Source organism: Oceanicoccus sagamiensis, from assembly GCF_002117105.1.
In the GTDB taxonomy this organism is placed as follows: Bacteria; Pseudomonadota; Gammaproteobacteria; order Pseudomonadales; family Dasaniaceae; genus Oceanicoccus; species Oceanicoccus sagamiensis.
Genome location: NZ_CP019343.1, coordinates 2,068,809 through 2,088,159, shown reverse-complemented (window position 1 = coordinate 2,088,159; position 19,351 = coordinate 2,068,809). Strand labels below are relative to the sequence as shown.

The window sequence follows — 19,351 nt, the reverse complement described above, 5'->3', positions numbered from 1 at the left end:
ATGTGATTTTTTTAATGCTGGGGGCTATATTAGTGGTACCTCCCTTATTGGCGCCCCGCTGATTATTGCGGTATTGGCCAACCATATTAATCGTTACCAATTAAGAGACAGCCTTTTTGTGCTGTGGTTTGTGTTGGTTTCAATAAAAATGGCAGCGTTTATCTATGTGGGTATCGACCTGCAACTTATTCATCATCTATGGCTGCTACCAGCGGCGGGTATTGGCCATATTATTGGCCTTAGAGTTCATGACAAAATGTTAGAGGCCGACCCCAAATTATTTTACCGTGGTCTTGGCATTATTTTGTTTAGCTTAAGTGCCTTTGGTTTATGGCGAAGTTTTTAGCAAGCGGACCGAATCAATAGTGAGTATTTTTGGCTCAGACAGCGCTACCGTAAAAATGCCTATAGATTCTATTGCCGTTATATCCATTGCCCTACCTTCTGGCTCATCCTCAATAACGTCGACACTAAATACAACCGAGTTCCAACCTGGCTGCAATATAATATTGCGATTAAAACGGTCACTATAAGCTTGTTCAGCTTGAAGATGTCGCTGATCATTAATACGAATCACTATGGCCAGTTCACTATCATCAGGGTTAAATATGGATAGCCTTAGCGCTTGGTAATCACGCCAGTCGCGGAAAAAATAATCCAGCGACACCCCTGAATACTGCTCCGTACCCAACTTAACTTGCAGAGCGTACTGCCCCTCTTTTACTGGCGAGCTGACTAATACCGCTTTATCGTTTGTTTTCCAGCGGCTTATCTCTAAACTAGTATCAAACTGCGAAAGTACCGGCTGGCCGCGGTTAACCCGCCATTCATCCAATATAATGCTGGATAAAATAAGCAGCTGTGAAAGCACTAAGCCTATTGCAATAGTGCGGCTTATCCATAATAAGGAACGCTGACTTGTTTGAATTAACGGTGACCACCAGCACAAAGCAATAGCTGCACCCAGAAAATTTCTCCCCAGATCATAGAGATCGAGTTGCCGACCAATCCCGTTTTGAATCCATTCAATCGCTATACCCAGTATGGCGGTGACTAAAATAACCAAACTGATTTGTAGCACGCCTGAGCGCTCGGAAAGTCGCTTTAATAACCAGAAGCTTAATAGCGCGAAAAATATGATATGGCCGAAGTTCCATAAAAACTTATAGGAGCGAAAATCATAATAGCCGGGGCCACCCCAAAAAAACCATGGAAGGATCAGCAGTAGCGCCAGAGGTAAAAGCTGATTGGATAACTTCATCAGGCCAGCAACTGCCGCAGCGCATCAAGCTCCTGCTGACAATTTTCTAAAGTAACCTTATCATCGGCGCTATGATACTTTACGGCATACCAAAGCACTGATAGATAACAATAAATAACCCGATTACTATAGAGGCGACTTAATGCCTGCTTATCGGGGTTGGCATCCAGATAATATTCCAGCAACTGCAAAGATTCTGATTCGTTGAGATTATGCCCTTGCACCACTACCGCCAAATCAAAATAGGGGTCACCCATGGCTGCATACTCCCAATCAAGCGCATAGAGCGCCTGCTCTTTACTCTGCATCAGATTGCCCGCCATTAAATCATTATGGCAGAGCACAGGCTGTTTATTTTTTTTCCTGGCGAGGTCTATATGGTGTTGTATCGATACTTTTAATGGCTCTATAGCATTGGCCATTTCGCTATCAGCAGGAATCGTTTTCCAATAGTTGTTAGCTTTTACATTAATATCTAATAGATAGTCGACAGACTCTAGCCGATGGATAGTCTTGAGTAAGCTAGCCAGTAATTGAATACCCTCTGGCGCTTGCGACTCTGTCACAGTCCATGGTTTAGCATCAAGATAGCGGGTCACCAAATAGCATTCATAAGGGTCAAAATAAACCAGCTCTGCACCAATACCCGCATCTGCTGCAAACATTAATGCCCTGGACTCAATATCACGCCGTAAATCCAAAGCACGACTATTGGCCGCATTAATACGCACCACATAACGCTGCCCCAGCGATTCCACCAGATAGGTTTTATTAGTTAAGCCGCCGTGTAAAGGTCTTTCAAGGGTGGGCTGGTGATTACACCAGCTGCGCCAATCCTGTAAAACCTTGTCGATTTCAGGGGCGCCGGGGAGATTGATGCTTGCCGTTAGTTCAGACATTCGCCTGTGTTAATGCTTGTTGTTGCCGGTAGCGTGGTAGCCACTGGAAAAATCCGCAAATCACTATAACAACATACAACACAAATAAAATTGCGGTCAGATATAACTCTCTATCAATATAAAGAAAAATCGACACGCCATCCACTACTATCCAATATAACCAGTTTTCCAATACTTTACGGGTAACCATATAGGTGGTGACCACTGCACCCCAGGTGGTAAAGGAGTCGATATAGGGCCAGGCGGCTGAGGTATTTTCTGATAATAGATAACCCGAACATAAAGCCAGTATCGCCACACTGCCGATGGCCATACTATGCTGCTTTAAGGACCAGGTTTGGATGTGGGCAGAGTTATCTTGCTGCTGCATATTACGCCATTGCCACCAGCCATAAACCGCCATAGCCAAATAGTAAATCTGCAAGGCAGATTCCATTAGCAAATTAACATCCCAGAACAGGTAGGTATAAATCAGGGTACTGGCAAGGGCTGCGTACCAGCATTCAATGCGCTCTTTCATTGCCAGTAATAAATAAGCCAGCGCCAGAATAACGGCAATCACTTCCAAACCTGACATGGCTTGCCAGGCGGCGTTTATACCGGCACTGATTTCATCGTTAGTCATTAGGGCTTAAATCACTATCGATAAATTTGCAGACAAAAATAGCGCGGCCATGTTCCTCATAAGAGCGGCGCATTTCTTCTTTCATCACATCCATCACCAGGTCGTAATCACCAAAGATTTGGGTGCTCATGGTGTTGGTGATAACTTTTAGTCCCTCGTGGGTATTAACACGGTCAATAAAGCCTTTTATAACTGGGATATATGTATCCTTTAAAGGGTACATGCTGACTTCTACAGAAAGCTTCATGACAATTCTCCTTTGGGGTGGTTTGGTGGATTTTAATCCACCCTACGTATTACTGTATTAACTTTGGTGGATTTTAATCCACCCTACGTATTACTGTATTAACTTTGGTGGATTTTAATCTACCCTGCGTATTACTGTATTAACTTTGGTGGATTTTAATCCACCCTGCGTATTACTGTATTAACTTTGGTGGATTTTAATCCACCCTACGCATTACTGTAGGGTGGATTGCAATCCACCGCGCCCTTACAAGTTCCAGTTCAGTGTAGCACCGACCATACGCGGCTCGCCTAACTGGTAGTAACCACCTGTTGAATAATCATCGCGCGGGTCATTGGCAAAGCCAAAGCCACGGTTTTGATAATCTTCATCTAACAGGTTACGACCCCAAAGCGCGACTGACCAGTTATCAGCACGATAGCCAATACGGGCATTTAACAGCTCATAAGCATCAGACTGTTCATCATGGCGATCAGAGAAGTAAAACTTATCTTTACCTTCTACCTCACCACGAATATACCAATGTTGGTTAAAGGCATACTCACCACCGATAGCAAACTGATAGTTAGGTGCATGGGCCTGATCACGGCCACTTTTATCTTCGCCATCAGGCGTAATATATTCATCAATCTCTGTTTCCAGAATACCGACATTGGCGAATAGTTGTAGCTGCTCACTAAACTGCCAATCTAACTCAGCTTCAACACCGTAGTTTTCACCTTCACCGGCGTTATCCACATAGTCGATAAAGTCACTGCCAGGGCCGGGGATACGAGGCACTTCAAAGGAACCTTTAACCTGCTGGTCTTCTCGTTGCGCATAAAAAACCGCAATGCGGCTACTTAAGGTATTGTCTAACCATAAGGATTTAACACCACCTTCCAGATTCCACAAAAACTCGGTATCAAAAGAGCGCTGATTATCTGGCAGGCTACCATCGGTGTTAACGCCACCGGCTTTATAACCGCGAGAGAAACTACCATAGACTAAGTGCTGGTCATTCATCTGGTAATCCAAAGCGATTTTACCGCCCCATAAATCTTCATCGGTATCGATCACCAGATCAGTAGAGTCAGCATAATCCGCTTCCCACTGCTCAAAACGCAAACCGGTAATCAGGGTTAGCTTGTCGCTTAGGGCAATATCCAGCTGACCATAAACAGCGATATTTTCAGTTTCATAGGCGCTATTTAAGGTGCCGCTATACGTTGACTCACGGAATAAATCTTCGTCTTTGGCCGTGTGGTAAATACCAACAACCCAGTCAGTGCTGCCATTGAGAATTTTGCCCGCTTCATCCGATAATAAGCGCAGCTCAACACTGTAGTTATCTCTATCGCGGTCATAGCTATCGGTAGAGCTATATTCACAGAAAGACCAATCTGGCTGACAGATATCATCAGTAAAACCAACATAGGTCCAGTCTTCATCGTAGTTATATTCAAGGTCTGATTCTGCGTAAGAGGCAAGAGCTTCAAGGCGCATAGCATCACTAACACTCCAATCCAGTTCGACGCCTAAGGCCGCGGTACGCTGGGTATCCTGACCTGGCTCATCAGAGCGGGTTTTACGGTCATTATCTAAAGAGAAGGCATCGTAGCCATTATCGATATCCACATAGAGAGCCGTCATATCAACAGTGACATCGTCACTGGCCAACCAACGCAGCTTGGCACGTACCGTATCTTCATCACGGTTATTGGTGTCATCTTTATTCAGAAAAGTATTGTCGATAAAGCCATCGGACTCATAGCGCTGCACGGCAATACGACCTAACAATGTATCTTTAACCAGCGGGCCACTTACCGCTGCTGCCAGGCTATAAGTATCATAATCGGCCGCAGTGGCTTCTATTGAGGCTTCCAACTCTTCGGTGGGGGCTTTGGTGCGTACATTAATCAAACCCGCCAAAGCGTTAGCACCATAGCGAGTACCCTGTGGGCCGCGCAGTACTTCAACCTGGGCAACATCAAACATGGTCGCTGCAGTACCAACACCGCTAAAGTCGATTTCATCGATTAAAAAACCCACCGAAGGATTAATTGGCTGGGCAAACTGGCTGCGCTCGCCAATACCGCGAATTTGAAAATAACGCGCGCGCGAAGAACCGCTGGCGTAATTAACATTGGGGGCAAGGTTAATAATATCTTCAATATGCTGGGCAGCGCGGGCCTGAATGACTTCTTCTGTCATGACCGTAAGGCTGGCAGGAATCGTTTGCAGCTGGCTGGGGCGGAAGTCGGAGGTTACGGTGACTTCTTCAATAGTTTGGGCAGCATGGGAAGCGCTGGCACTGACTAAGACGGCCAAACTAATGGCACTGGGTTTAAACAGGTTTTTCATAGGTTCTCTCTCGTACTCATAAAAAATGAAAGAGACCCGGGTGTAGCGACGTGAAGATCGGTAGTAAGATCACCTATTCCTACGCCGGTATTAACCGGATCAGGTTCAAGGGTTTATCATATAGTTAGATATGAAGTCTCAGGCCGAAGCCACCCCTTAGGTTTTTGCGGGCGGGATTATATACCAGTCACATCCCGCCGTCTGCACTATTCGCCACTTATTCAGCTACTATGCGGCCTCTTTTACTGCTATGGCGAGTTATTGCATTGCATTGCAGGCGGTAGCGATTTACATTAGCTGCTCCAATTTATGCCCCATTGATCCTGTAAGGAAGCACCGTGCACATTTCAGTACCTGAAGACATAGTCCCCCTCGATAGCATTCTCCCCGACGAACCTCTCTTAATGATGGGGGCAGGCCCTGTGCCTATTCCTGCCAGAGTAGCGGCGGCCAATGGGATTGTGATCAACCACTTGGGTGACACCATGGCGCAGATTATTGATCAGGTAAAAAATATGTCGCGCTATGTTTTTCAAACTAATAGCGGTCATATATTGGGTGTAGCCGGACCCGGGTCTGCTGCGATGGAAATGGCGGTAGCCAATTTAGTGGTTCCAAAGAGCAAGGTGCTCAGTGTTTGTAATGGCTTCTTTAGTAACCGCTTAGCTGAAATGTCAGAACGTATGGAAGCTGACGTTATTCGTCTGGACGTGGCAGATGGCGAAGAAGTGGCTGTAACTGATATTGAGCAACAGCTACTACAGCATAAGCCACAGATATTAACCATTGTGCAAGGTGAAACGTCTAACACGGTGTGCAACTCCGAACTCGCCAATATAGCGGCGCTAGCCAAGCAGCATAACTGCATGGTGATTGTCGATGCAGTGTGTACTTTAAGCACCATGCCATTGGCGATGGATGAATGGGGTATCGATGCAGTCATTACCGGCGGCCAGAAAGGCTTATCCTGTATTCCGGGTGTATCACTGGTGGGTTTTTCTGATAAGGCCTGGCAACATATTTCGACACGCACCGACCAACTAAGGCACTGGTGTCTGGACGCCAAGCTGGCGGACCAGTTCTGGTATAAAAAATCCTATCATTACACCGCACCGGTTTCTGGCATCTTAGCCATTCATGAAGCCTTGCGCTTAATCTGCAACGAAACCTTGTCGGTAAGATTTGAGCGTCATCTGCGTTGCTCTAAAGCACTGCAAGCAGGTGTAGAAGCCCTGGGCCTCACGCTCTACGTTAAACCCTCTGCCCGGCTGAACTCTGTAGTGGGTATCAATGTCCCTGAGGGCATTGAAGCCAAGGCCCTGCTCAAACATATGTCGGGGATACACAGGGTAGAAATCTCAGGGTCATTTGGTCCTGATATTGTGCGTATTGGTCAAATGGGTGAGCAATGCCGTGCACACAACCTGTTCCGTACGCTGCATGCACTGGGCTCAAGTATGAATTCATTAGGGCAGACACTGGACCTGCCCGCAGGGGTTGCAGCACTGGAAAGCGCCCTGAACCAAAAAACGGCTTAATGATGTAAGCCGTTTTCACCCACCTCACGCTACATCAATTAACTCCACACTCCCATCGGCCATCACCTCAGCCATCTGGCCGCTGGGCTCATCCAGAAACTGGACCAGGATAAAACACAGCGCCGCACAGCCAGCAATCACCATAAAGAAGGTCGAAGCATCCACAAAGGACAAGACCGTTAGAAAGGTTACGCCCCCCACATTACCGTAGGCACCAGCCATACCAGCAACCTGCCCGGTCATACGACGCTTAACCAAAGGCACCATAGCAAATACAGCACCCTCGCCCGCCTGAACAAAGAAAGAACAACACATCGTGGCAACCACTGCTAACGGAATAAACCACAAGCCATCAATCTGGCTTAACACCAAATAACCTACCGATAGACCGGCAATTAATACCGACAGGGTTTTCTTACGGCCCAGATTATCACTTAACCAACCACCGCTGGGGCGAGCGACCAGATTCATAAAGGCAAATCCGGAGGCTAATAGACCCGCCGTTACCGCACTAAGCTCAAAGGTATCCATAAAGAACAACGGCAACATCGACACCACCGCCAACTCAGAACCAAAAGTCACAAAGTAAGACCAGTTAAGAATCGCCACCTGCTTAAACTTATATTTTTCAATCTCGGCCACGCCCTTCTGCAAGTGCTCTTTATTCACCTTCCAGATTTGCGAAGTTTGGAATACAAACAACACCAGTAAAACCACATACAGCGTATTGGTCGCCAACTCACTTAATAAACCTAAATTCTCTGGGGACAGTTTCCACGCCAATACAGCCAAAGCAATATACATAGGAATATTCATCGCCAGATAAAAATACAAGTCGCCCTTGCTAGTCACTTCCAAACCGCCACTGCGCTTTGGCTTAAAGTAAGTAGAACCTTTGGGCGTATTGCGCGCATTAATATAAAAGATAAAGCTAAACACAAAAGCAATGGCACCGGTCAGGGCTATGGCATAGCGCCAGCCATCATCACCGCCAAATAGCAGCGCCAGCGTCGGCAACGTCATAGCGCCGGCGGCGGAACCAAAATTGCCCCAACCGCCATAAATACCTTCAGCCACACCCACTTGCTTGGCCGGGAACCATTCACCCACCAAACGAATACCAATCACAAAACCGGCACCGACAAAACCACAAAGAAAACGAAACAGCGCTAACATTTCATAGCTGGTAGCAAAGGCAAAACCCCAACAGAGAAAAGAACCCGTAAACAGCAACGCACTAAATACAATTCGGGGGCCAAAGCGATCTACCAGCATCCCCACCACAATCCGCGACGGAATCGTCAACGCCACATTTAAAATAAGCAGCGCCTTAATCTGTTGCGAGCTAAGGTCAAAAGCCTCCTTGATAAAAGCCAGCATAGGCGCATGACTAAACCACACCAGAAAGGTAATAAAAAACGCTACCCAACTAATATGCAAAGTGCGTATTGAGGGATTGGAAAACTCAAAAATATTTAGCTTGCTGCTCATAGCTACTCCATATTGCAGTCTTAAAAGAACAATTAGCCAAGAGCAAGCTCTGTGCCAAGGCGATACTGGTGCACGTAAATCCTGCAATTGGGCGATTAAACGGCGTAATCGGCCAGTTGCGCACAGCAATGGCGCACAATACCGGGATACCGCCCTATTTATGCCCATAACCCCAAAACACACTTGGCGCCAAAGCTGTGCACAGGGCGCACCACAGAGCAATAAACGACTTTATTTAGTGCATAGACAACAATAATGACAACATATACCCGTCTTTAGCCTGCTGGCATAAAGGTTGCAAACTACCCCTCCAGTCGTTAGTCGAAATCACCTGTTTAGGTGTTTTATGGAGAAGTGGAAGTCACATGAGTACACGCCTGGTAGTAATTGGTAATGGCCCCGTAGGCCACAAATTTTTAGAGACACTGGTTGAAAGTGGCAGCGCCGGTGATTATGAAATCACCGTATTCGGTGAAGAGCCCCGCCCCGCCTATGACCGTGTGCACCTAACTGCATGGTTTGAAACCCGCAATGCCGACGACCTGAATATGGTGCCGGAAGACTTTTATGAAAATAACACTATCTATATTCGCAACCATGAAAAAGTTGTATCTATAGATAGAAGCAATAAAACCGTGACTTCAGACCGCGGCCTGGTCACCTCCTACGATAAAATTATCTTAGCCACCGGCTCCTTCCCCTTTGTACCCCCAGTACCGGGCCATGACCGTGACAATACCTTTGTCTATCGCACCATAGAAGATCTGGAAGCCATTACCGCTGCATCACAAAATGCCAAAGTCGGTACCGTTGTTGGTGGTGGCCTATTGGGACTTGAAGCGGCTAAAGCGATTAAAGACCTTGGCCTTAAAACCCACGTTGTAGAATTTGCCCCCCGCTTAATGGCCGTACAGGTTGATGATGGCGGCGGCGCTATGCTGCGAGGCAAGATTGAAGAACTGGGCGTAAGTGTCCATACCGAAAAAAATACCCAACAAATTATTGATGGCGAAAACGCCACCCATAAAATGTGCTTTGCCGATGGCGAAGAGCTGGAAACCGATTTAATTGTTTTCTCTGCCGGTATTCGCCCGCAGGATGAACTGGGTCGCCAAGCTGAATTAGAGATTGGTGAGCGCGGCGGTATTGTGATTAACGATCACTGCCAAACCTCAGACCCGGATATTTATGCTATTGGTGAAGTAGCCCTTTGGGGTGGACGCATCTTTGGTTTGATTGCCCCAGGCAATACCATGGCTGTGGCAGCGGCGGATCATATTACCCAGAAAGGTGATAGCACCTTCAGCGGTGCCGATATGAGTACCAAACTAAAACTGATGGGTGTAGATGTGGCTTCCGTAGGTGATGCCCACGGTAATACCCCAGACTCTTTATCCTATAGCTATATCAACCAGGTCGATGGCGTTTATAAAAAGATTGTTGTCGATAAAGACAGAAAGCACCTGTTAGGTGCCGTCTTAGTCGGCGATGCCGAAGACTATAGTAACCTGCTACAGTTTGCCTTAAATAAAATGGACCTGCCCGAGCAACCAGACAGCATGATTCTCCCCAGCGTTGATGGTGGCGGTTTTGCCTTGGGTGTTGATGCCCTGCCCGACGACGCTGTGATTTGTTCTTGTAACAATGTAACTAAAGCCGATGTAGTAAGTGCTGTAGCTGGTGGCTCTGTCACCTTGGGCGACTTAAAAGACAGCACTAAAGCAGCAACTGGCTGTGGTGGCTGTGCTGCATTAACCACACAACTATTAAATAGCGAATTAACCAACCTTGGCTACGAAGTAAATACCGACCTGTGTGAACACTTTCCTTACACTCGCCAGGACTTATACAACATTGTCCGTGTTGAAAAAATCAAAAGCTTTGAAGAACTACTGGAAAAACACGGTACCGGTCACGGCTGTGATATTTGTAAACCGACTACCGCCTCGATATTAGCCACCTGCTGGAACGATCATATTCTTGAAGACAAACACCATGTACTGCAAGACACCAATGATTATTTTATGGCGAATATGCAAAAGGACGGCACTTACTCCGTTGTACCTCGTGTAGCCGGTGGTGAAATTACGCCCGACAAATTAATTGTGTTAGGTCAGGTTGCTAAAAAATATGACCTCTATACCAAAATCACTGGCGGCCAGCGTGTGGATTTATTTGGCGCACGCGGAGAACAACTACCGATTATCTGGCGCGAACTGATTGATGCGGGTTTTGAATCTGGCCACGCCTATGGCAAATCATTACGTACTGTTAAATCCTGTGTGGGTTCTACCTGGTGCCGCTATGGTGTCCAAGACTCCGTTGGCGCAGCCATCAAAATCGAAGATCGCTATAAAGGTTTACGCTCACCCCATAAATTAAAAATGGCGGTATCGGGTTGTACCCGTGAATGTGCCGAGGCCCAGTGCAAAGACGTTGGCATTATCGCCACTGAAAACGGCTTTAATATGTATGTCTGCGGTAACGGCGGTATGAAACCTCGTCACGCCGATCTATTTGCTACCGACCTGGATTACGACACCCTAATCCAATATATCGATCGCTTCTTTATGTTCTATATCCGCACCGCTGATCGCTTACAACGCACCTCAGTCTGGATGGACAATATGGAAGGCGGTCTGGAATACCTACAGTCCGTTATTATCGATGACAAACTCGGCATCTGCGCCGAACTGGAATCAGAAATGGCCCATGTGGTTGGCACCTACCAGTGCGAATGGAAAACCACCATTGAAGACCCTGAAAAAGTAAAACGCTTTGATCACTTTGTTAACAGTGATGAAAGCGATAGCAATGTGGTATTTGTAAAAGAACGCCAGCAAATACGCCCCGCTAATGAAAATGAACGCAAAGATTTAATTGCGACAGCCTAATTGGAGAAACACATATGTCTGAATCTAACTGGAAAGAAATCTGCCATATCGATGCGATTGTTCCCAACGCTGGCCGTTGCGCCTTAGTGGAAGGCGAGCAAGTAGCGATTTTCCGTATTCAAAAAAGTGGTAACGATGAGCTGTATGCCATTAACAATCACGATCCCTTTTCTAAAGCCAATGTCCTTTCAAGAGGGATTATTGGCAGCCTGTCGGACCGGGTTGTTGTTGCCTCGCCGATTTATAAGCAACATTTTTGCTTAGCCACTGGCGAATGTTTGGAAGATGAAGCGACTCAGCTAAAAACCTATCGGGTGCGTGTTGAGAATAATATGGTGCAGTTGTCTGCGTGATTTTTTTGGTGGATTTTAATCCACCCTACTTTAAGTTGTTATTATGCTGTTTGGTCGTCGTAAAAAGAATCCGATTAAGTTACCTGATAAAAAGGTCGTTGACTGGAAATATGCCACCTGTGGTTATTGCTCTACCGGGTGCTCGATTGAAGTTGGCTTGGATAAAGCCGGTAATGCGGTGACTACACGAGGTGTTGCTGATGCACCGGTTAATAAGGGTAAGCTGTGTATTAAAGGGCTAACAGAAGCGGCCATTTTTGAAGCCAAAGGGCGCGGTACTGATCCGCTGATTAGAAATCATGAATCTGAAGAGTGGCAGAAAACCGATTGGGATACCGCCTTTGATAAAACCGCTGCTGAGTTTAAACGTATACAAGAAAAATATGGCCCTGATTCAGTCGCCGTTGTTTCAACCGGTCAAATCCTAACCGAAGAATTTTATACCTTAGGCAAACTAACCCGCGGTTTAATCGGCACCAATAACTATGATGGAAATACCACACTGTGTATGGCCTCAGCCGTTTCAGGTTATAAACGGTCTTTTGGTTCTGATGGCCCGCCTGGTTGCTACGATGATTTTGAGCATACCAATTGCTTATTAGCCTTTGGCTCCAACCTCCCTGAACAACACCCCATTATTTACTGGCGCTTAAAAGAAGCGTTAGAAAAACGTAAATTTCCCATTATTGTGGTTGACCCCCGCGTCACCATGTTTGCCCAGTTTGCGGATATTCATCTACCCATTACACCCGGCACAGACCTAGTACTATTAAATGCACTGGCCCATGTGATTTTAAAAGAACAATTAGAAGACCGCGCCTATATCGAACAAAGCTGCAACGGCGCCGCCGAGTTTGGCGAATTAGTGGAAGAATACAATCCTGAAATGGCAGCAGAAATTACCGGCATCGATGCCGATATGATTCGCCACGTTGCCCGACTCTATGCCAATGCCGGCGCCGCCATGAGCATTTGGACCATGGGCATTAACCAAAGCACCCACGGCTCCGACGGGGTGTGTGCCATTAATAACTTAAATTTAATCACCGGCAATATCGGTAAACCTGGCAGCACTTCTCTATCAATTACTGGTCAGTGTAATGCCATGGGGACAAGAGAATGGTCTTCCTGCTCTGGCTTACCCGGTTACCGCGCCCTGGAAAATGAAGAACACCGCAACGAAATTGGCCAGTTCTGGAATGTAGACCCGGAATTTTTCCCGAAAAAACGTGGGATGTTTATGACGGATATTTTTCCTGCGATTGAACGCGGAGAAATTAAAGCGCTCTGGCTAGTAGCCACCAATCCTATGACCTCCATGCCCGACACTGGTCGTATCCGCCGCATTATGGAAAAGCTGGAATTCTGCGTAGTACAAGATGCCTACGAAGATGTAGAAGCCAACCAATATGCCCATGTATTTTTCCCCGCCTCCGTCTGGGCAGAAAAATCCGGCTGCTTTACCAATACCGAGCGCCGCGTCAATATCATTACCCCAGTCAAACCCCCACTGGCCAATTCCAAACCAGACCTGTGGATTTTTAACCAACTGGCCAAACGCTGGGACCACGCTAAAAAAATGTCCTTCCCCGAAGACAGCGCTGAAGTGTTTGAAGAAATGAAATGGCTATCCCGTGGGGTACAGGGCAATACCAATGGCCCTAACGGCAAACCCAGAATGCTTAATATCTCTGGCATGACCCACGAAAAAATTCTAGAACAACGCGGCATTCAATGGCCCATGGCCGAAGGCGAAGAAACCGGTACAGAAAGACTCTATACCGACGGCGTATTCCAATACCCCGACGGCAAAGCCAAACTGTTAGCCCTGCCCTTTAACGACAATAACGAAAAGCCCAGCGCAGAATTTCCCTTCTGGCTCAATAGCGGCCGCGTGGTTGAACACTTCCATACCCGCACCCGTACCGGCAAAGTGGGCAACTGCAATAAATTTAGTCCCACACCCTATATGGAAATCAACCCGGACGCCGCCCACCAACTGGGCATAGAAAATATGGAATATGTAAAACTGGTCTCCCCCCGGGGTGATGCGGTCGTTATGGCGCAACTAACTCAACGCGTACCTAAAGATATGGTGTTTATCCCATTTCATTATCACGACTGTGTTAATCGTTTATCCCTCGGCTTACTAGACCCACACTCTCGCCAGCCCGCTTTTAAACAAGCCGCCGTAAGAGTAGAAAAAACCGACCAGCAAGCCGCCGCCGAGCTTAACGTTGCCAACCGCGCCTTTTAAAAACAGAAGACTATTATGACTGTTGAACTATTCGACCCCATTGCCAAAAAGCGTGACTCGGAATCCATCTTCCCCCTGCGGGACAACGAGCCCGAGTATGCCAAACTCAAAGATATCGAAAACGATACCCATAACCGCTATGGCAACCTGATTGAACTGGTGCAACTGGAAGAAACGCAAAGCCTGAATATTAATGGCGTAGATGAAATCGGCTTTAACCCCAACCGCAACAAACAACATGCGTTTCACTTTACCGCCGATAACTGCATTGGCTGCCATGCTTGCGAATCCGCCTGTAGTGAAAAAAATGATTTACCGGCCCATATCAGCTTTCGTTCCGTCGGCTATGTAGAAGGCGGCACCTTCCCTGATTACCAGCGCATGAATATTTCCATGGCCTGTAATCACTGCGACGACCCGGTCTGCCTAAAAGGCTGCCCTACCCGCGCCTATACCAAACACGAAGAATACGGCGCCGTCATCCAGGACCCGGATATTTGCTTTGGCTGCGGCTATTGCACCTGGGTATGCCCCTACAACGCACCCCAACTAGACCCCGTCGCCGGCCAAGTAGAAAAATGCAATATGTGTGTAGACCGCTTGGAAGTCGGCCTAAAGCCAGCCTGTGTCTCCGCCTGCTTAGGCAACGCCCTAAACTTTGGCGTGGTCGAAAACACCCCGGAAAACCGCGACCATATCGACACCCGAATCCCCGGCTTCCCGGACCCGGACATCTCAAAGCCCAATATCCGCTTTGAACAAACCAAAAACCTACCCAAGGAAGTCACCCGCACCGACTCCATGCCGGTGAAATACCAAAAAGACGAAAAGGCTGGCCACTACAAACCCGTCGTCGATAAAAAAGTCGGTGAGAAAAAATCCTGGAACCTTGGCCGCCTAAGCAGCCGGGAAAATCCTCTAGTCTTATTTACCCTAAGCACCCAGGCTGCGGTAGGTTTATTTATCAGCCTGTTTATCGGCAACCTGTTAGGCGTAAAACCCCTTGCCGCTATTGTTGCCACAGATCTCTATATTCCCTTATTAGTCGCAGCCCTAGGCATGATTGCTATCGGCCTATTAATGTCCACCGTACACCTAGGCAAACCCATGCGTTTTTATCGAGGCTTTAATAACCTCCGCCACTCCCCCGTAGCCAGAGAGGGTTTAGGCATAGTCGTCTTTATGGCCTGCGTTGGTTTTCATATGCTGGCCTCACTACCGGCTAATAATTTTGTAATGAACCTGGTCCCAGCACTCAGCGAATTCACCACCCTTGCCGCCATCACCGCCACCGTCTTTGGCGCACTGGCCATCCCCGCAGGCATCATCGCCCTTTACTATATGTACCGCTGCTACCGCATCAAAGCCCGCCCATTCTGGAACCACTGGCAAACCGCCACCAGCTTTGCCGGTTCTATGCTAACCCTTGGCGCGGTGGTGATTGCTGTTATCGCAACCCCGGTACTGTTATGGCTAAACCAATCCCCCGCTTCACTGCTAAGCCTGCTGGGTGGTTTTATGGCTATCGGCATTGCGCTTGAAGGTATTGGGCTGAGTTTTCATCATAAAGACTTAAGTGCTGCGGACCATGAAGGGGCGGCGTCTCACTATATTCAGCGAAGTACGTTTGGGAAAACTTATTTGTTGCGGAATGGTTTGATGGGGTTGAATCTTTTAGCGGCTATAGGTTTATGTCTTTGGGCTAGCGATAATGTTGCTAGCCTGATGTTATGGACTGCCTTGTTGGGTTCTATTGTGGTTACTGCGCTGATAGGTCGGGCATTGTTTTATGTATTGGTGGTGCCGACCACTATGCCCGGGGCGTTTTTCTGGAAGAATAAAGGGTTTGAGCAGCATGCTAGGGATATTGGGTTGGCGGATATGCCTCAGGTTGGGGTCGCGCCGTTGCATTGAGGCAGGAGTCGGGCTTAATTTATTAAACCAAAAATTTCAAAGCAAATAAGATTACAAAAAACTCTTCATCCCACAAAATGCAAAGGGCGTGATATATAACAACAAATGTGTGCTTTGCTCTGGCACTACAATAATAATTCGTGCAGAATCAGCAGCATTGTCAATAGGCGCATCAGGATATTGCGCATTGACATAATAGTTAACACGCATGCGTATTATCAGCGATAGGGATTTTTTCTTTGCTTACTTTTCTTTTAAATATATCTGTTTCTGCGAATCTATAGCATTATCCAGATCAGCATAATGCGCACGCGCTAAATATAAATGTTAGGCCTCTACATGTACGAAGATTTCAATGAAATGCTTTATCTCATGGAACATGCTTATAAAGCACTTGAGCAGGGCATGGCATCTAAACCTGATCTCGTAAATCTTTCGTTCGGAGAAGCGTTTAGATTTAAGGAAAAGAACATATATGAGGCAATGATTCAAAAGCTAGCTCGGGCGCAAAGTTTGGTTCGTGCGGCTCAAGTTCTTTTGAATAATAGTTTTCTTCAAGAACAATCGATACTACATAGAGCAATCGATGAAACTAATGAAGACATCATGTTTTTAGTCTATGCCGTTACTAACGACACAATTACCGACCTGCACCAAAAGTTTCTCGATGCATTTTGGGAAGAAGAAATTGATGCATCAGGCAATATAATCGATTCTGATCAAAAACGACCTATGGTGCCAAGAAAGAAAATAAGAGCCTACTTGGCTCGCATTGAAGGTGTCGGGTTTGATCAGAGCAGAGGCGTGGAAGTTACAAGGACACTTAGTAAAGCATATTCTGGTTTTGTACATGGGGCATCTCCACATATTATGGATCTTTACGGCGGTAACCCTGCTCATTTCCATGTAACTGGAATGCAAGGAACAACCCGCATGAAAGAGCATACTGACGATCTATGGAACTACATGTATAGAACCTATATTTCTCATATTGCTGTTGCTAGAGCTTTCGGAGCTGAGGAAGTAGTAGAACCATTACTTGAACACAAGGTCAGGTTCGAGAAAAATGCGGGCAAAGAGTATTAAAATCGACCTAGCAAGGCGCTCAAGCGGGACAAAGCACTGCGGGGTTTGCCCCTTACCTTAGCTGAGCGTTATAGGACTCTGAAATAGTACATACAGATTTTGGAAGGAAACTAATATAAATAAGGAATATCATAATGCATGAAATAGTAGCCGATGCCTGCAATGCTTTAAATGAGCTTGCAGATAACATTCAACAGCAGGCTAAAAACCAACAACCTGAAGTTCCAATGTCTCAACATAAGGGCTGGCATCATCCATCAATTACCCCAAACGAAGTTGAGCAAGTAGCCAGGGATCTAGCTACAAAACTTGGAGAAGCCAATATTGAAAATATCGATGGACTCGATAAGGGCGCAATAACGCAAATACCTACCAGACTTCAATTACTTCAAAAGCAAGGGAATATTCAGCACATGTTTAACGGGCATGGGCACCAAGCCATTCCTTCGTATTTAATGACTATTAAATGGGTAGAAGGACTATTTGATCCAGCGTTAAGTTACGGCACTCTTGATAATCCATTGATACCAAACGCACTCAAAAAGAAAGTTCGCTCTATCCAATCGAGAGTTGATAACTTAGATATTAAAAAAGATAAACTGGAAGAAATCATCTCACAAATTGAATCTGCACATGCTGCCGCAGAGTCATTACCTTCAGATCTCGCAGACTTACAAGAAGCGAGAAACCAATTAGCAGCAGCTGTAACTTCTTCTAAGTCTGATATAGAGAAAGCAATAGAGGTAGAGAAATCAGCCCTAATATCAACAACTAGTTCCGCTAACACAAAGCTTGAAAATATAGAGGCATTACTTCAGAAAGCTGATAAACGATCTGCAGTTTTAGCAGAGCAAACTGAAACCGCAAGAAACCTTCTCGAAGACAGTGAAAAAGCATATTCAATAGCAGTGACTAAAGGCCTGTCAGGCGCATTTCACACAAGAGCAAGCAACCTATCTTGGTCAATGTGGTTTTGGGTTGCCGGACTAGTTGGCGCCCTATTCTTTGGAGTTGAAACAGGCTCAGACAGAATAGAAACATTGAGCACCTTAATGACCGCAAAAAACCCAAACATTGAATTAATACTAATACAGTTATTTCTCTCTATTTTAAACCTTGGAGCCCCTATTTGGTTTGCATGGTTGTCGACCAAACAAATAAGCCAGCGTTTTCGTCTTGCTGAAGACTATAATTACAAGGCATCTGTTGCCAAAGCATACGAAGCGTACCGTAAAGAAGCGGCTAGGATTGACCCCATCTTAGAAGCAAAGCTTATGCACTCTACAATATCGCGACTGGATGAAGCACCATTAAGACACGTTGATGATACTTATCACTCAACACCATGGCAGGAGCTTATTGCCTCAACAGAATTCAGACAGGCAGTGAATAGTATTCCAGAGCTAAAGAATAGGTTTTCAGAAATTATTAACAAATCACTACCAGATTCTTTAAAGCCAAAATCAGAGAACTAAAGCAATCAACAATCAATGGGGTCAGAGCACGCTGTCGTGACTAAGGCAATACTAGTACATGGATTTAATATTGCCGACCAAGGGAAAAATACCATTTCTAAATTAACTCCATATTTTCAAGAACGGGGTATTAAAGTGGAAAATTTCTCATATGGCTGGATCGGCCTAATGGGGGTTTATTTCCTAAACCCAAGAATTGTGCAACAACTAATAAATAAGGTATCCCCCGGCGACATTGGGGTTTGTCACTCTAATGGGTGCGTCATTGTTCATATGGCGGCACACCAAGGTGCACCATTCAGAAAAGCCGTTTATATTAACCCTGCACTTAATTCAAACGCATCTATTGCGCCGCATTTAGAAAATGTAGATGTTTGGTGCAATGATGGAGATCTTCCAGTAAAATTCGGAGCATGGTTAAGAGTTTTAGTGCCTTGGGCTCCGCTGGGCGACCCTCTATGGGGTGATATGGGAGCACGAGGCTATCAATCTAATAGTTATGTAGAGTCAGAATATATTCCATCAGGCAGGGTTAATCGACTTATTCACTGGCTCAATATACTATGCTTCAAAAACCCGGTGCTACTGCTATCTCTAAGAATTCTATGCGCCCCATTGGCATTAGCTTATTGGTTTATTTTAGGCCCAACTGAATTTGCTATCACATACTACCGCAACAATGTTACCTCTAATAACACTGAAATAAATTTGGATTTATCCCGTCATGAAGACAACAAGTTTTTCTTCTATTCGCTAGCTGTTCCCATTATTACATGGGGCTTAGTAGTTATTGCGACATTCTGGTGACAGTGAATTTAATTATTTATGATAAGGTCACTGCCCCCTATCCCTGACTCTTATCAAAAGAAAAAATATTAAAAAATTTTATCAAGTGTCCAACCCTTCAACTGCCTTCAACTGCCTTCAACCCCCTCCAACACCACCCAACTAAAATCAAAAAAAAACTC

15 protein-coding genes and 1 riboswitch are annotated in these 19,351 nt (G+C 46.0%); of the genes, 9 read left to right on the top strand and 6 right to left on the bottom strand.

What is annotated here, in order from left to right; genetic code table 11:
• Positions 1 to 148 precede the first annotated feature (148 nt).
• The gene (locus BST96_RS21370; protein WP_338043308.1) at positions 149 to 346 is read left to right on the top strand and encodes a hypothetical protein; all 198 of its coding nucleotides are present in this window, start codon (positions 149 to 151) and stop codon (positions 344 to 346) included.
• Here the strand turns inward: BST96_RS21370 and BST96_RS09550 are convergent.
• The 5 genes from BST96_RS09550 to BST96_RS09530 form a co-directional block, all read right to left on the bottom strand.
• Positions 329 to 1,261: a VanZ family protein gene (locus BST96_RS09550; protein WP_085758492.1), complete on the bottom strand. Its 933-nt coding sequence runs from the start codon at positions 1,259 to 1,261 to the stop codon at positions 329 to 331. The genes BST96_RS21370 and BST96_RS09550 overlap by 18 nt on opposite strands.
• Complete coding sequence (locus tag BST96_RS09545; RefSeq protein WP_085758491.1) at positions 1,261 to 2,160, bottom strand: choline/ethanolamine kinase family protein; 900 nt, start codon at positions 2,158 to 2,160, stop codon at positions 1,261 to 1,263. Before BST96_RS09545 ends, BST96_RS09550 begins: the two co-directional genes overlap by 1 nt.
• Positions 2,153 to 2,785, bottom strand: a complete 633-nt coding sequence (gene pnuC / locus BST96_RS09540) for a nicotinamide riboside transporter PnuC (RefSeq protein WP_085758490.1) — start codon at positions 2,783 to 2,785, stop codon at positions 2,153 to 2,155. Before pnuC ends, BST96_RS09545 begins: the two co-directional genes overlap by 8 nt.
• On the bottom strand, positions 2,778 to 3,032 hold the full coding sequence (locus tag BST96_RS09535) for a YkoF family thiamine/hydroxymethylpyrimidine-binding protein (RefSeq protein ID WP_085758489.1): 255 nt from the start codon (positions 3,030 to 3,032) through the stop codon (positions 2,778 to 2,780). The genes pnuC and BST96_RS09535 overlap by 8 nt, the downstream gene beginning before the upstream one ends.
• Positions 3,033 to 3,278: 246 nt before the next feature.
• Positions 3,279 to 5,375, bottom strand: a complete 2,097-nt coding sequence (locus BST96_RS09530; protein WP_085758488.1) for a TonB-dependent receptor — start codon at positions 5,373 to 5,375, stop codon at positions 3,279 to 3,281.
• Between the two features lie 59 nt (positions 5,376 to 5,434).
• Positions 5,435 to 5,542: riboswitch (TPP riboswitch) on the bottom strand.
• Between the two features lie 171 nt (positions 5,543 to 5,713).
• On the opposite strand from BST96_RS09530, the gene BST96_RS09525 reads away from it, so the two are divergent.
• Positions 5,714 to 6,913 carry a pyridoxal-phosphate-dependent aminotransferase family protein gene (locus tag BST96_RS09525; RefSeq protein ID WP_085758487.1) on the top strand — a complete coding sequence of 400 codons (1,200 nt, stop codon included), beginning with the start codon at positions 5,714 to 5,716 and terminating at the stop codon, positions 6,911 to 6,913.
• A gap of 24 nt (positions 6,914 to 6,937) precedes the next feature.
• Here the strand turns inward: BST96_RS09525 and BST96_RS09520 are convergent, their stop codons facing one another.
• The gene (locus BST96_RS09520) at positions 6,938 to 8,404 is read right to left on the bottom strand and encodes a NarK family nitrate/nitrite MFS transporter (protein WP_085758486.1); all 1,467 of its coding nucleotides are present in this window, start codon (positions 8,402 to 8,404) and stop codon (positions 6,938 to 6,940) included.
• Between the two features lie 365 nt (positions 8,405 to 8,769).
• Here BST96_RS09520 and nirB point away from each other — a divergent pair, with 365 nt between their 5' ends.
• The 7 genes from nirB (at position 8,770) to BST96_RS09485 (ending at position 19,190) form a co-directional block, all read left to right on the top strand.
• Positions 8,770 to 11,298: a nitrite reductase large subunit NirB gene (gene nirB / locus BST96_RS09515; RefSeq protein WP_085758485.1), complete on the top strand. Its 2,529-nt coding sequence runs from the start codon at positions 8,770 to 8,772 to the stop codon at positions 11,296 to 11,298.
• Between the two features lie 14 nt (positions 11,299 to 11,312).
• A complete protein-coding gene (gene nirD, locus BST96_RS09510) occupies positions 11,313 to 11,651 on the top strand; it encodes a nitrite reductase small subunit NirD (RefSeq protein WP_085758484.1) in 339 nt (112 codons plus the stop codon).
• Between the two features lie 43 nt (positions 11,652 to 11,694).
• Positions 11,695 to 13,908: a molybdopterin oxidoreductase family protein gene (locus BST96_RS09505; protein ID WP_085758483.1), complete on the top strand. Its 2,214-nt coding sequence runs from the start codon at positions 11,695 to 11,697 to the stop codon at positions 13,906 to 13,908.
• 15 nt (positions 13,909 to 13,923) lie between these two features.
• The gene (locus tag BST96_RS09500; RefSeq protein WP_085758482.1) at positions 13,924 to 15,822 is read left to right on the top strand and encodes a DmsC/YnfH family molybdoenzyme membrane anchor subunit; all 1,899 of its coding nucleotides are present in this window, start codon (positions 13,924 to 13,926) and stop codon (positions 15,820 to 15,822) included.
• Between the two features lie 339 nt (positions 15,823 to 16,161).
• Positions 16,162 to 16,908, top strand: coding sequence for a hypothetical protein (locus BST96_RS09495; protein WP_085758481.1), 747 nt, complete (start codon positions 16,162 to 16,164; stop codon positions 16,906 to 16,908).
• Between the two features lie 134 nt (positions 16,909 to 17,042).
• On the top strand, positions 17,043 to 18,383 hold the full coding sequence (locus BST96_RS09490; RefSeq protein WP_085758480.1) for an AAA family ATPase: 1,341 nt from the start codon (positions 17,043 to 17,045) through the stop codon (positions 18,381 to 18,383).
• A 36-nt stretch (positions 18,384 to 18,419) separates the two neighbouring features.
• Positions 18,420 to 19,190 carry a hypothetical protein gene (locus BST96_RS09485; RefSeq protein WP_157117918.1) on the top strand — a complete coding sequence of 257 codons (771 nt, stop codon included), beginning with the start codon at positions 18,420 to 18,422 and terminating at the stop codon, positions 19,188 to 19,190.
• Positions 19,191 to 19,351 lie beyond the last annotated feature (161 nt).

Coding starts and splice junctions, on each gene's coding strand:
- BST96_RS09530 (WP_085758488.1), bottom strand. CDS start 5,375: ATGAAAAACCTGTTTAAACCCAGTGCCATTAGTTTGGCCGTCTTAGTC.
- BST96_RS09550 (WP_085758492.1), bottom strand. CDS start 1,261: ATGAAGTTATCCAATCAGCTTTTACCTCTGGCGCTACTGCTGATCCTT.
- BST96_RS21370 (WP_338043308.1), top strand. CDS start 149: ATGGCAGCGTTTATCTATGTGGGTATCGACCTGCAACTTATTCATCAT.
- BST96_RS09535 (WP_085758489.1), bottom strand. CDS start 3,032: ATGAAGCTTTCTGTAGAAGTCAGCATGTACCCTTTAAAGGATACATAT.
- BST96_RS09505 (WP_085758483.1), top strand. CDS start 11,695: ATGCTGTTTGGTCGTCGTAAAAAGAATCCGATTAAGTTACCTGATAAA.
- nirD (WP_085758484.1), top strand. CDS start 11,313: ATGTCTGAATCTAACTGGAAAGAAATCTGCCATATCGATGCGATTGTT.
- BST96_RS09545 (WP_085758491.1), bottom strand. CDS start 2,160: ATGTCTGAACTAACGGCAAGCATCAATCTCCCCGGCGCCCCTGAAATC.
- BST96_RS09500 (WP_085758482.1), top strand. CDS start 13,924: ATGACTGTTGAACTATTCGACCCCATTGCCAAAAAGCGTGACTCGGAA.
- BST96_RS09520 (WP_085758486.1), bottom strand. CDS start 8,404: ATGAGCAGCAAGCTAAATATTTTTGAGTTTTCCAATCCCTCAATACGC.
- pnuC (WP_085758490.1), bottom strand. CDS start 2,785: ATGACTAACGATGAAATCAGTGCCGGTATAAACGCCGCCTGGCAAGCC.
- BST96_RS09495 (WP_085758481.1), top strand. CDS start 16,162: ATGTACGAAGATTTCAATGAAATGCTTTATCTCATGGAACATGCTTAT.
- nirB (WP_085758485.1), top strand. CDS start 8,770: ATGAGTACACGCCTGGTAGTAATTGGTAATGGCCCCGTAGGCCACAAA.
- BST96_RS09490 (WP_085758480.1), top strand. CDS start 17,043: ATGCATGAAATAGTAGCCGATGCCTGCAATGCTTTAAATGAGCTTGCA.